Origin of the sequence: Leclercia sp. UBA7405 (assembly GCF_037152215.1) — a bacterium.
Lineage (GTDB): Bacteria > Pseudomonadota > Gammaproteobacteria > Enterobacterales > Enterobacteriaceae > Enterobacter > Enterobacter pneumoniae.
In genome coordinates, this window is sequence record NZ_JBBCMR010000005.1 from 54,360 (window position 1) to 67,272 (window position 12,913).

General features: G+C 57.8%; 15 protein-coding genes. All 15 read right to left on the bottom strand.

The window, feature by feature from the left end; genetic code table 11:
* Window position 1: 1 nt before the first annotated feature.
* The 15 genes from WFN75_RS19340 to WFN75_RS19410 all read right to left on the bottom strand — a co-directional run bounded on the left by WFN75_RS19340 (window position 2) and on the right by WFN75_RS19410 (window position 12,872).
* A complete protein-coding gene (locus WFN75_RS19340) occupies window positions 2-583 on the bottom strand; it encodes a DUF3261 domain-containing protein (RefSeq protein ID WP_286767815.1) in 582 nt (193 codons plus the stop codon).
* Window positions 583-2,904 carry an MMPL family transporter gene (locus WFN75_RS19345; RefSeq protein WP_336996680.1) on the bottom strand — a complete coding sequence of 774 codons (2,322 nt, stop codon included), beginning with the start codon at window positions 2,902-2,904 and terminating at the stop codon, window positions 583-585. The genes WFN75_RS19340 and WFN75_RS19345 overlap by 1 nt, the downstream gene beginning before the upstream one ends.
* Window positions 2,873-3,478, bottom strand: coding sequence for a LolA family protein (locus tag WFN75_RS19350; protein ID WP_263617421.1), 606 nt, complete (start codon window positions 3,476-3,478; stop codon window positions 2,873-2,875). Before WFN75_RS19350 ends, WFN75_RS19345 begins: the two co-directional genes overlap by 32 nt.
* Entirely contained in the window at window positions 3,475-3,897 is a 423-nt protein-coding gene (locus WFN75_RS19355) for an acyl-CoA thioesterase (RefSeq protein WP_263617422.1), read from the bottom strand. The genes WFN75_RS19350 and WFN75_RS19355 overlap by 4 nt, the downstream gene beginning before the upstream one ends.
* 3 nt (window positions 3,898-3,900) lie before the next feature.
* Window positions 3,901-5,592 (bottom strand): glycosyltransferase family 2 protein, encoded by a 1,692-nt coding sequence (locus WFN75_RS19360; protein ID WP_207292559.1) that lies wholly within the window; start codon window positions 5,590-5,592, stop codon window positions 3,901-3,903.
* The gene (locus WFN75_RS19365) at window positions 5,583-5,936 is read right to left on the bottom strand and encodes an ApeI family dehydratase (RefSeq protein ID WP_207292558.1); all 354 of its coding nucleotides are present in this window, start codon (window positions 5,934-5,936) and stop codon (window positions 5,583-5,585) included. The genes WFN75_RS19360 and WFN75_RS19365 overlap by 10 nt, the downstream gene beginning before the upstream one ends.
* A complete protein-coding gene (locus WFN75_RS19370) occupies window positions 5,923-7,284 on the bottom strand; it encodes an acyl-CoA synthetase (protein ID WP_212478382.1) in 1,362 nt (453 codons plus the stop codon). The genes WFN75_RS19365 and WFN75_RS19370 overlap by 14 nt, the downstream gene beginning before the upstream one ends.
* Window positions 7,277-7,816 (bottom strand): hypothetical protein, encoded by a 540-nt coding sequence (locus WFN75_RS19375; RefSeq protein WP_212478383.1) that lies wholly within the window; start codon window positions 7,814-7,816, stop codon window positions 7,277-7,279. The genes WFN75_RS19370 and WFN75_RS19375 overlap by 8 nt, the downstream gene beginning before the upstream one ends.
* Window positions 7,817-7,855: 39 nt before the next feature.
* Complete coding sequence (locus WFN75_RS19380; RefSeq protein WP_207292556.1) at window positions 7,856-8,107, bottom strand: acyl carrier protein; 252 nt, start codon at window positions 8,105-8,107, stop codon at window positions 7,856-7,858.
* A gap of 10 nt (window positions 8,108-8,117) precedes the next feature.
* Window positions 8,118-8,375: a phosphopantetheine-binding protein gene (locus WFN75_RS19385; RefSeq protein WP_207293885.1), complete on the bottom strand. Its 258-nt coding sequence runs from the start codon at window positions 8,373-8,375 to the stop codon at window positions 8,118-8,120.
* Window positions 8,356-9,171 carry a lysophospholipid acyltransferase family protein gene (locus WFN75_RS19390; protein ID WP_412098748.1) on the bottom strand — a complete coding sequence of 272 codons (816 nt, stop codon included), beginning with the start codon at window positions 9,169-9,171 and terminating at the stop codon, window positions 8,356-8,358. The genes WFN75_RS19385 and WFN75_RS19390 overlap by 20 nt, the downstream gene beginning before the upstream one ends.
* Entirely contained in the window at window positions 9,168-9,890 is a 723-nt protein-coding gene (locus WFN75_RS19395) for a beta-ketoacyl synthase chain length factor (protein ID WP_336996681.1), read from the bottom strand. Before WFN75_RS19395 ends, WFN75_RS19390 begins: the two co-directional genes overlap by 4 nt.
* A 65-nt stretch (window positions 9,891-9,955) precedes the next feature.
* Complete coding sequence (locus tag WFN75_RS19400) at window positions 9,956-11,020, bottom strand: methyltransferase (protein ID WP_207292553.1); 1,065 nt, start codon at window positions 11,018-11,020, stop codon at window positions 9,956-9,958.
* A gap of 66 nt (window positions 11,021-11,086) precedes the next feature.
* Window positions 11,087-11,476: an LptM family lipoprotein gene (locus WFN75_RS19405; RefSeq protein WP_207292552.1), complete on the bottom strand. Its 390-nt coding sequence runs from the start codon at window positions 11,474-11,476 to the stop codon at window positions 11,087-11,089.
* Between the two features lie 346 nt (window positions 11,477-11,822).
* A complete protein-coding gene (locus tag WFN75_RS19410; protein WP_046886801.1) occupies window positions 11,823-12,872 on the bottom strand; it encodes an AI-2E family transporter in 1,050 nt (349 codons plus the stop codon).
* Window positions 12,873-12,913 lie beyond the last annotated feature (41 nt).

The window sequence follows — 12,913 nt, forward strand, 5'->3', positions numbered from 1 at the left end:
CTCAGTCACCCAGATATTGAATGGTGATGTGGTATTTGAACACGTGCTGCTCAATGCTGATTGGCTCGCGCTTACCTTTACGTTGCAGGTAGACAATCTCCGTCACCAGCTTACCGCTGGCATTGCGCAGTTCACGGCGATCGCCTTTGTCCTGTAGCGTCCAGCCCTTTGGCAGTTGTGGCTGCCAGGCGCTGAGCGGCCAGTGGCTCAGCATCACGTCGGCCAGCACCTGGCTGGCGGGCGGTAACTGTGGCACCACGATGGACTGCTCGGTGTGGATCCCGTTTTCGTCGTAGGTGGCGAGGAACAGACGAATGCCTACCGACGAGAGCCCGGCGAGGGTAACCTTATGGGCATCGGCGTTTAGCATCACCAGCAACGACTGGCTCTGGCCGTTGAACGTACCGGTTAGCAGCTGTTGGGCGCTTACCGCAGGCGTAATGCCCGGCGCGGGCAGCGTGACTTTGGTGCCGGGTTGCAGCCAGGCCTGCGGGCGCGAACCCTCGGCAGAGTCTGTGGAGTGGCTACAGCCCGCCAGCAGCAGCGCGGCGGCCAGTGCGGCGGCGCGGAATAACCAGGTCATCATCGTTTTCTCTCTTTTTTCGTTGGCATCGCCAGCGGGGCAAGCAGGAAGGCGGTAAAGATCCCGCTCACCAGCACAATGCCAAAGCTGCTGATCGCCTGCGTGGCGCTAAAGACCAGCATCCCGAGGGTAAGTAATGTCGTCATCATCGCCAGCACAATCGCCAGCATGGAGGTCAGCGGCGTGCCGCGCGGATTACTGAAGAAGAGGGTGTAGTTAACCCCGATTCCCAGCACCAGCACCAGCGCCAGTAACGAGAAGAGGTTTACCGGGTGGCCCGTCGCGGAAAGCGCCGCCAGGCCGCAGCCGAGCGAGAGTAGCGACGGCACCAGGCTTATCAACCCCTTACGCCAGCCAAGACGCAGCATCGCGCCGCAGGCAATCACCCCCAGCGCCACCAACAGCAGCCCGGTTAACACGGCGCGATAGAGCGCAAAAAGCGTGTCGAAACTGGCTTTTCTGTCGACCCACACCACGCCCGGATGTTGGCTGGCGAGCTGGTCCAGCGCGGCGCTCTCTTTCACACCATCCACCGGCACCAGCACTCCGCTTTCACCGTTGGGCAGCGTCAGCCACAGTAAGCGCCAGCCTTCGCTGGCCGGGCTGTTAAGCCACTCGTCCACCCGCACGGGCATGGCGCTCAAATCCGGGCTAACCGTGGCCAGCCCCGCCCCATTCAGCACGTTGGTGACGGCCGGGGCGGCCTGTTGCAACAGCGCGAGATCGCGCTTCTGTCGCGCCAGCGAGTTGAGGGGAAGGGTGCGGTAGCCTGAAATCTCACCCGCCGTCTTCGCCGCCGCAAGCGCCGGCGTAAAGGCTTCCAGACGCTCCAGCGTCTGCTGTGCAGTGGCGCCATGCACCACAAACCATTTCTGATCCACGCTCTGTCCGGTCAACGCGGTGATGCTTTTCTCCTGCGCCAGAATCGACTGTGGCAACGCCTGCAGCTGGGAGATGTCATCATCCACGTGAAGCGTCGCTATACCGACGACGGAGACCAGCGCCAGCGCGATCGGCAGCCCTACGGAGAGTTTGTTATTGCGGCGCCACGCGGCCAGCCAGCGCAGCATCAACACCATCGCCGGAACCGGACATACCGGCAGGCCGCGGCAAAGCCACGGATGCCAGAAAATCACCGTCAGGCAGGAGGCGCTCAGCCCCACGGCGGCGAACACCGCCATCTGGCGAATGGCCGGGAAGGGGGCCAACATCATGATCAGGTAAGCCGCCACGGTGGTCAGCAGCGCCAGCAGCAGCGCGTTACGCACTTTTGCCAGGCTCTGCCAGGGGGAGTCATGCTCGCCGTGTACCATCCGCTCGGTCAGATAGTAGAGGGTGTAATCCGCCGAGATACCAATAATGCTCATACTCATGACCAGCGTCATCAGATGCAGCTCGCCAAAGAGCAGTAGCGTGATCACTGTTCCTGCCAGCGCGCCGACGCCAATGGAGATCAGGCACAGCAAGAGCGGACGCAGAGAGCGAAACACCGCCACGATCAGCAGAATCACGCCAAGGAGGGTAGCTACCCCGAGCGTGGAGACATCACGTTTGGCCTGCTGGCTGGCATAGTCGCTGTAAAAGACCGTGCCGCGCGAGAGCAACTGTGCCTGCGGATACTGGCCTTTCAGCTTCTCTTCCAGGTCATGCAGGGTGGTGACCAGCTGGTGGGTCTGCTGCATATCAAACGACGAACCGGCCAGCTCGCCATGCAGCAGATACCAGTAATTACCGACGGCGTCCTGGGTCACTAGCCAGCCGTCCATCAGGCGCAGCTTCTGGCTGTTTTGCGCCAGCGCAAGCTGGGAGCCGCGCATCAGCATCAGCGGATCGTTTTGCAACTCTTTACCGCTCACGCCGGAAAAAGCCGAGTAGAGCTGAGAGAGGATCCACTGCGCCTGGGCCTCGCCGCCGTTTTGCAGGCGGGCGCGGGTGGCGCTGTCTATCAGCCCATTACGGTGCTGCCAGAAAAAAGCCCCCCAGGCTTTCTGCCCGGCGGCGTCCATGGGGCCTTTTACCTCGTTCAGCGCCGATGACCGCTGCAGCAGGTTCAGCCACTGCTGTGCAGCCCTGGGATCGGGCTGTTTGCCGGGGCTGACCAGCCACACCAGTTGGCGGTCGAGGCGCTGCATGAAGCCGTCATTCAGCGCCGGCGGGATCGCCCCCAGCGTCTGTTTGGGCAGCATCGCCAGCACGCTGCTGTTGAGCCGCGCGCCGGGCAGCAGCGACAACAGCATGACCAGCAGCACCAGGCAGAGTGCGGCCCAGGCCAGCGCCGGGCGCAGGGATTTACGGTGCGGCAAAGCGTTGGCGTTCGTCATCGGTCAGGCTGGCAGGCGTCAGTTGATGTTGAGAAAGGGTGATATCGGTACGATCGCCCTGCTTATCGTTCAGACGAATCGACTCCAGAAAGGTGGCACCGCCCAGATCCAGCGTGCTGAAAATTTTGTCCAGCGGGGTCGTCGTTGGGGTTAACACCAGCGACCAGCGCCCGTTGCCGAGATCGTTGAAAGCGATGCGGAAGTTCTCTTCCAGCACCTTGCGGTCCGCCTGGAACAGGGCGCGCAGCAGGTGGTTAAACTGGAACATCTGCGGGTTATTTTCAGCGGTGACGGTCTGCGGCGGCTGGCCGTTAATTACCTGCACCATTCGTTTGTCGTCCAGCAGCAGCATCATCGGGAAGGGGTTTTTTTGATCCCAGAGCAGGCCGTGATCGCGGGCGATCAGCATCTCCCCCTGCGAGCGCAGCGGCTGGGGCAGATCCTTGATGGTGCGGGTCTGATCGAAGTGCGCGCGCACCACCGGTTGTTCGGTAAAGCGCTGCTGCAGTTCGTCCAGCGTAACGGCACTGACGAGGGGGCTGATCAGCAGGGCAAGCAGCGGTAACCACTTCATGGCGTGACTCCCATACGTTCAAATAAAATGGCCGGGCTGACGAAGCACATTTCGCGGGTCGCCTCTTCTACCGCCACCTGGATGGTGTAGCCGGTGGTGGTCCGTTTGCCGGTTTGCGCGTCAAAAATCTGATAGGCGATGCGCAGACGGTTCTCAAACTCTTCAATCTGGGCACGCACGCGAATCCGCTGCTCGAAGGTAACGGCATCGCGGTATTTCACCCGGGTATCCACCACCGGCCAGACATAGCCGGAGGCTTTCATCTGGCGATAGCCGTAATCGAACTGATTCAGTAGCGCTTCGCGGGCAATCTCAAAATAGCGAAAATAGTTGCCATGCCAGACCACGCCCATCATATCGACATCGTGAAACGGTATGGTTATCTCTACTTCAGCGGTAAAGCGGGGATCGGTCAGCACCCTTTACTCCTTCTCTTTGGCATCCGGCAGATGCCAGAAATCGAAAAAATTAAACCAGTCGAGCGGGGATTGCAGCGCGTAATGCTCAAGGCGTTGCGCATAGCGATCGACCGTCTGCTGCAATGCCTGCTGGCGCTCACCGCGGGGGAGAATCAACGGATCGGCGAACGGCTCACAGTGGATATGCAATTTGTCGTGCTGGCGTAAGGCGTAGATCAGCACCACCGGGCAACGCAGGATCGAGGCGAGAATAAAGGGTCCCTGTGGAAACGGCGCGGGCTGGCCCATAAACTGGCTCCAGACGACGCGCCAGTCGCCGCCGCGCTGGGGATTGACCGCAATACGATCGCCGACGATCGCCACCCATTCGCCGCGTTCGAGCTTCTCTTTCAGAGCAATGGCGGTTTCCGGCCCGATATCCGTTACCGGCATCAGGTTTAGCCCGGCCTGTGGCGCCATCTCCGCCATAATCTGTTTAAAACGCTGAGCATTGTCGCTGAATACCAGCGCGTTAATGGTTTTGCTGCCCTCCATCTGCGCCATCGCGCGGCAGGCTTCCACATCACCCAGATGGGATGCCAGCAGGAGTTTGCCTTCCGGGGCATCCATGTTCAGCGCTTCACGCGCGCCGGGGGCGAAAACCACATCCTTTTGTAAGGTCAATTCACCGCGCCAGCTGGCGACTTTATCCAGCATGGCGTTACCGAAACGCATAAAGTGGAAAAAGCTGTTCAGGCGGGCGGGTTTTGGCAAATGACGTACGGCCAGCTGCTGCTCTACGCGGCGGATCCACGCCTGCGAGGCCTGTCGGGCTGGCCGGGCGGTAAGCCAGTAGACGGCAATCACCGGCCACAGCAGGGCGGTAAAGGCTGTGCGTCCCAGCAGTTGCCAGACGCGCAGCATCAGGCGCATACCCCACAGCCCTTTAACCTCCTCCTGCTGCGCCCAGTGCGCGTCGCGCCGACGGAACAGCAGAGAGGGGATGCGCGGCAGCATGCCGAAAAACAGCCGGGTGTGCATCAGCGAGATGCGGACGTTATCTTTCAGGGCATCGAAGTGGGAGATACCGTCGTGCGGATAGGTCACCCGGGTCGGCAGGAAATAGCTGGTATTCCCCTGCCAGTAGAGGCGCACCATCACTTCGGTATCAAAATCCATCCGTTTGCCGAGCGTAACCCGCTCTGCCAGCTGCAGGGTCGGAGCCACCGGATAGACGCGAAACCCGCACATGCTGTCTTTTAGCTGTAAAGAGAGCGTTTCAATCCAGACCCAGACGTGGGTGATCCAGCGGCCATACAGGCGCGATCGGGGAATCGACTCGTCATAGATGGGCTGTCCGGAGATAAGCGCCGTTGGGTGACGCGCTGCCAGTGCCAGCAACGCCGGGATATCTTCAATGGCATGCTGCCCGTCGGCATCCACCTGGACGGCATGGGTAAACCCGGCACGAGAACAGGCTTCCAGCCCGTGGATCACCGCCGCGCCTTTGCCGGCGTTCTCCGGCAGCCGAATCAGCGTGACATGGCTATTTTGCGCCGCCAGCGCTTCAAGCGTCTGCCGGGTACTCTCCTCACTGCCGTCATCGACCACAAAGCAGGGCAGGCCGTTGGGCGCCAGGCGCGCCAGCACCTTCGCCATCATCGCGCCGTGGTTATAGCAGGGGATCAGCACACAGGGACGAAAGGTTACCGACATAAACGGATCTTCCCGCTGCTGGCGGTGTGGCGCGCTTCGCCGTCGTGGCGCTGGTAACTGAAGCTCAGCATCTGACGCTCGCTGTTCCAGTCGAGGATGAGCGTCACGGTGGTTTCAGGCAGCAGCGGCGCCTGGAATTTGACATTCTGAATACTGTGAAAACGATAGTCAGGCGCCAGCAGCGTGATAGCGTAGTGCATCACCCAGTCGAGCTGGGCCACGCCGGGCAGCAGCGGCTGCACGGCAAAATGGCCCTGAAACCAGAACAGGCTCGGGTCAAGGTGCAGGACAATCTCAAGATGTTGTGGCTGTGCCTGGCGGCGCTCGATTTCATGGATTTTCATGAAATAACTCCTGTAACTGCGCGTAGACACGCTTGTTCATGCTGTTGACGGGCATTTCATCGATGATGCGCCAGTAGCGGGGGATGGCGACAGGTTCCAGCCACGGCAGTAGCGCCCGACGCCAGGCAAACTCCTGCGTCTTGCTGCCCTGCTGTTGCCAGCGCTGGCGAGCCTCGTCGTTAAGAACCAGCAGTACCCCAACGCCCTGGCGTCCGCCGCGAGAGACCGGCAACGCGGCCGCTTCGCAGATACCTTCCAGCGCCAGCAGACGCTGCTCGACCTCGTTCAGCGAGATGCGTTTCTCTTCGATTTTGACCACCCGACCACGGCGTCCCGCCAGACGGAACAGGCCGTTATCGTCAAAGTGAAGAATGTCATCCAGCAGCAGGCCCGCCGGCTCGGGAATTAACGGCGAGGTGACGCGACACGCCTCCGCTTCCGGAATAAGTTTCACCCCCGGAAAGGGCAGCCAGGGGCGCGCGTCGGCATCGCGATGGCGCCAGGCGATGATGCCGGTTTCGGTACTGCCATAGATTTCGTCAGGCCAGATGTTCAGCCAGCGGTGGGTTTCACTCACCTCTTCCCACGGCAGCACGCCGCCCGCTGAGAGAACCATCGCGACCGGCGGCGGCGTCAGCGCCGTGTCCAGCCGTTTCAGGAAGGCAGGGCTACTGATAAAGATATAGCGATGAGTAGGAGGCAGTGCAGCCAGTTGTTCTGCGTAGTAGAGCATGGCGGCATGCAGCGGCAGCCCCAGCGTCATCGGCAAGAAGATACGGAACGTCAGACCATACAGATGCTGTGGCACCACGGATGCCACCACGCGACAGCCGCTGAGCCTTTCGCCGAAACGGGCGGCGAGCATTCTGGCCTCCCGATCGAGGCTTGCTACGGGCTTAATAACCTGACGCGGTGCGCCGGTAGAGCCGGAAGTGAACAGCTCGACGTAGCTGCCCTCAGCAATGGCGGGTAGCGGTGTCCAGTCGGACAGGCTGCAATCGGACGAGGTCACGACCAGCAGGCGACCCGCGAAATCGAGGCTCTGATCGCTGAGTACGCCATTGAACAACGCCTGTTGCTCGGCGAGCAGTGAGACACGGCTGTGCCCCGGTATCACCGGCGTTTTACCCGCGTGCAGTGCGGCCAGTAACGCGACGATAAAGAGATAACTGTTTTCAAAGCAGAGCGCCCAGCGCTCACCTTCCTGCTGGCGCAGTTGCTGCGTTAACGTCGCAACGTCATAGCGCAGCTTCCCCAGGGTCCAGGTGCGATCATCCAGCCAGGCAATAGGTGTATTTTCCGGTCGTGGGGCATCCAGCCACTGACCTAGCGGAAGGGGGTCATTCATTATGGTTCTCTTTTTTTATTACCCGTTGACGCACCAGCCACTCGGTTGCCATAAGCGAGCCCATCAGAATATAAGCAATCATGCCATTCCAGAGCGTCCATAGCTGCATATCGCCGCGCAGTACGGTAAACAGCGCGATGCTGCCGTTAAAAATGAAAAAACCGCACCAGACCCGGGTGACGACACGGGTATAACGTACCCCTTCCGGGGGCAGCAGCGGCTCGCGTAGCCGCGCCAGTCGTTCTACCAGCGGCATTGCGGTCCATAATGATCCGCCGAATACAGCCAGCATCACGAGATTCACGACCACCGGATAGAGCAATAACCATTGATGGGCTTTGAGCAAGTAACTGGCGGCACACAGGGCAATACCGGCCAGCGCAACGCTCTGCACCACGTAGCGCATTGGCCCGGCGTTTTGCCGCGCCTGGCGCAGACGCAGTATCAGCACCAGTGCCATCAGCGGCAGTAGCCAGTGCAGGCTGTTATGCGTCAAGCCAAAGCCAATCAGGAAGGGCCAGGCGAGCAGCATTAGTCCCGTTATCAGCGGGATCGCGCCACGCACCCGGTTTTACTCTTCGTGCAGCAGTTGGGCGACGGCGTCCACAACATCCTGAACGGTGCGTACCGATTTGAAGGTTTCCGGTTTGATTTTTTTACCGGTCTTTTTCTGCAGGTGAACGATCATGTCGACGGCGTCGATGCTGTCCAGCTCCAGGTCTTCATACAGACGCGCGTCAGGGGTGATCGCTTGTGGTTCAATTTCAAACAGTTTGATCAGAAGTGCTGAGACTTCCTGGTAAATCGTGTCTTGTTGAGTCATGGGGGCTGTCTCAGGCGCGTTGAGCATGAATGAAGGATGCCAGCGTGGCAACGGAGAAGAAGTGCTGACGCATCTCTTCGCTTTCCGCTGATAACACCACGCCGTACTGGTTTTTGACCGCCAGGCCAAGCTCAAGGGCGTCGATGGAATCCAGACCCAGACCATCACCGAACAGGGCCGCCTCGGTGTCGATATCGTCGGCGGAGAGTTCATCCAGGTTCAGGGTGGAGATAATTAGATTTTTAATTTCAAGATAGAGCGCTTGCATCATTAATTCCTGCCAAAGATTGAAGACCTGATGTTAAACGTTGCTGTAGATGCCGGTTTAACTGGCGTGCCGCCAGCGCCGGTTCTTGTTGGGCCGCATCGTAAAAATCATGGGCGTTTACCCGTTCACGGACATCAACCGTGAAAAAGGGCTTATGCGGCGGTACGTCATACCACCGGCTTTTTTTATCGAGCAGATGCTCGCTGCAGTGGATAAGCACCACCCGCATATCACTGCCGCAACGTACGGCGATGTTCGCCGCACCACGCTGCAGCGTGATGGCTTCCCCGAAGCGCGTGCGCGTGCCTTCCGGGAAGATTAATAGGGTATCGCCCTGATTCAGCCGCTGCTGGCTGGCACTTAACAGCGTTTCGGCTTCGCTGTTAACCAGGTAATCCGCTGCGCGGATCACGCCGCTGACGAAGGGATTGCGCAGTAATGCGCTCTTCACCAGACAGTCCGTTTCGGGCATCACCGAGGCGAGGATAACGTAATCGATCAGCGTCGGGTGGTTAGCCACGACCAGGCAGCCACGCTCATTACGCAAAGCCTCGAGGTTATCGATGCGATAATCCAGCACGCCAAGGGTGCGGGCTACGGTTAAAAAGAAGCGGAAACTGGCGGCGATGCTGCGGCGCGCCAGACGGCGACGACGGGCGCGATCGCGCTGAACCACGAGGAGCAGGTTGAACCACACCAGCGACAGCAGTAACCCCCCTACGCCAAAAAGCGCGAAGCAGAAACCGGTCATTACCAGGCGCCACGCCCAGTTTATTTTTGCAACCAGCCGGGTCATGCGCGCGCCCATTCCCATAGCAGGCGTTCTCCGGGAACTACAAACGCGCGCTCTTCGCGCAGGTAACCTTGCAGGAACAGCAGGCTTTGCGGGAGAGGCGGCTCGTCGCCGATACTGCCGCTGCGGGTTGCGCAGTGGAGGGTTTCACCCGCCTCAAAGACCAGCGCCAGCGCGTAGGGCCAGGTCGGCATCTGCGCAGGCAGTGCCGGATGATAAAACTCGGGCAGTGCGCCGTCAAAATCCACCAGCAGAACCCGGGAATAACCGGCCTGCAGCAGGCTCAGCACTTCGCATAAACCCTGCTGGAACGTATCCTGCCCGGCAGAGATCGACGAGGAGACAATAGGCTGACGGGCAGCGATGGTCAGGTTGCCCACCGCGGAATTATGCACCGACATGGCGAAATCAGTGGGGGAGACCGCCTGGTCCGTCGCCAGTGCATGCAGGATACGGTAATTGCGCTCCAGCTCGCCGTGGCGGCTGGTATAGACAACGGCATCGATAGCGTGTTTACGCAGCATCGCCAGCCCACAATCAACGGCCAGTTTGCTGCCTGAGTTGAGACGACGGGCGGTCATCATCGGCAGGTCGGTGAGTCTGGGTAGGGGCGCGGCGGGGTCGAGAATAATCGACCCCTGTGACCATGCCTGCCACTGTGCGGCATCGCAAAGACCTGGCGCTCTGGCCTGCCAGTCAAGAAGAGTAAGTGCAAATTTCATCTACGCGCGTCCGCGATAAACCTGTAATCAAATGACGATACAAACGTCAGAACAGCCGGGGCTGTTTAATGTTCATTTTTCTGACAAATCAGTAAGGTGTGACCCAAACCAAGATTATCCAGACGTTGCTCTACGTGGAAACCGGCGGTCTCCAGGTAGTGGTAAAATTTTTCAGCGCTATAGAAGCGGCTGTTGCCGTTTGCCATGCAGGTAAAATAGAGCGATGTGGCGTTCAGGCTAAACGATGCGGCTTCAAATTTTTGCGCATCCCAGAACAGCTCCATAATGCACAGTCTGGCGCCTGGCTTCATCACATTCGCGACGTTGCCCAGCATGGTGACAATCTGGTCGGGTGAGAAGCAGTCGAGGAACTGGCTCATCCACCAGATATCGGCTTCCCCTGGCAATGGCGCATCGCTAAGCATATCGACAGCATGGAAGCCAATGCGATGAGAAAAGCCTGCTTTTGCGACATTTTCCTGCGCCAGTGCGATTTGCTGGGGCAGATCGAGCAGCGTGACCGCCACATTTTCATCATAACCGCAGCAGCGCAATGCCCATTTTCCAGTATTGCCGCCTACATCGTACAATTTTGTCGGCTTGCTTGCGAATATATGCGGTAGCGCGGCGTCAAACGCGGCGTCTGAGTAGTAGTGATCGAACGCGAACCAGCTCGCTTTCGCCTGATCGGGCAGCTGAGATAATGCCGGATAGATGGTTGGCCATTCACCGAATACCGATAACCCGGACGGTTTACCCTGTTCGAGGGAGTCTGAAAGATTAAATAACCCCTGATAACAGACGTCCTGCGTGAAATCCATATTTACGCGGGTCATTTTATCATGCAGCAAAAAATGACCGACTTTGGCGAGATAATAGACGCCATCATGATGGGTAACGATGCGTCCGCTTAATCCCATATCCAGTAATACGCTTACCGCATATTCATTCAGGGTGCTATTTGCCACTATTTCATCGAGGTGAGAGCCGCGTTTACCTTGTTTATCCAGCCAGGAAAGTACACCCGAGTTACGCAGACAAAGGGCAGTTTGAAACAGCATTGGCGCAAAGGCGATACGTTGCGCTTCCGTGATGGCATCAAGCGCGCTGAGGGAGTCCTTTTCGTACATGGATTGCGTAACCTTTCACTGGCAAAAAGATATTATCGGGCCATGACAGCCCGACTTTAATAAAAATTACAGTGCTGCACCGGCAGAGAGATTCAGCTGAATATCTTTGTCGAGATTACGTACCCAGCGGTTATAATTCTTATGGATTTTACCGTCCGCAGCCTTCAGGTTCATGCTGTTTTCATAATGAATAGAGTAGCTTGATGCAGAATAGGTTACTTTAATATCTGCGGAGTGGTCGCGGGCCTGCAGACGGCCTTTAATGACGCCAGGACCGGCTTCGGTCATGATCCATTCACGCTGAAGACCCGCTTTCAGAATGGCGTTTTTCACCTGCGCAGCGGTATGACCGGCGCTCACAACAGAGTTCACTTCTACGATAGGCGCGGTACGCGCACAGCCTGCCAGCGCACCCATAATAGTAATAGCAGCAACCCATTTAATAATTTTTTTCATCAACAACTCCATATCAGTAATAACGATTTAAGCCAATAACACTCACATATTTAAAACATGTTAAAGAGACTACGGTTATCTACGTAACCCTTTAGTCTGGCTATTATTTCCTGATGACGGTTAAAAGTAATATCCGCGATCAAGAAAAAATCGGCCATTGAATTTTGCACTTTTAATTTGCTTTAAATAAGCATTAATTCCGGACTTTTGCGGGCGTTATTCAGCCACCCTGAAGGGGAAAAGACGCAGAGAATGAAAAATGCCGCTTTGTTAAAAGCGGCACATATACTACAGGTGCTGTTAAGGTATTTAACCTACTCTGTTTGGTAGGATTTTGGACATTTTGTCATCCGGGTAGCCGGCTTTTTGGTCTGCCTGGGCCCAGCAAGATTGCCAGCTTGCTGCCGCCCTGAGTCGTCTCCATCCAGATTTTACAGACGCTGGTGAGCGGTACGGAAAGCAACATGCCGACCGGCCCCAGCAGCCAGCCCCAGACTAATAACGACAAGAAGACCACCATCGTCGACATCCCCAGACGGTGGCCCATCATGCGGGGTTCGACAATATTTCCCAGCACCATGTGTACCACCAGGAAAAGTGCACCGACCATCATGCATTCGTAAAAACCATTGAACAAAAAGGCCTGGATCATGGGCGGCCCGGCGGAGAGGACAGCGCCAATATTGGGAACATAATTAAGCAGAAAGGCCAGCACACCCCACATCAGTGCAAACTGGACGTCCAGTAGCGCGAGCCCCAGCCAGACGATGGCTCCCGTCCACAGGCTCAGTAACGTTTTCAGCGCCAGATAGTGCGACACTCCCTTCAGGGCGCGGTGCAGGCCGGCAATGTGGATCTGCGGATTGTGCAGGGCAAAGCGCATTTTATAGGGGACGTGGCGCACCTCGAAAAGCATAAAGACGACCGTCATCACCAGCAGCACAATGCTCGCCATCGCCCCGGAAAGTTGGGTCATGAATGCGGTGGCGAAGGTCATCACCTTCTCAGAATCCATTCGCTGCAGCATGCGTTCTGGCGAAATGTGCAGGTTAAGAAAAGGCATCATCTGCTGTAAATCCACCAGTTTGCGCGTCAATTCCCGGTTGTATTTTGGCAGCATTGCGACAAATTCATTCATCGAGGCCGCCAGTACGCCGAAGAGGGCGATAAGGACAATCAGCATTACCACCACCACAATGGTAATGGCGATTGGGCGACTGACCCCGCGCCGTAAAAACCAGGTCACCAGAGGGTTAAGGACAATTGCGAAGAAGAGCGCCAGCAAGAGCTGGACAAGGATATCCGCCGCGGCGTGGATCCCGGCCAGTATCACCACCAGGCAGGCCAGCTTGAGTAAAATGTGAAGTCCTGCTTTATCGGGAGGCGTGGGCGTCATGACGATTCCTTTTGTTGTATGCATATAGAGTGTAGTGCGCG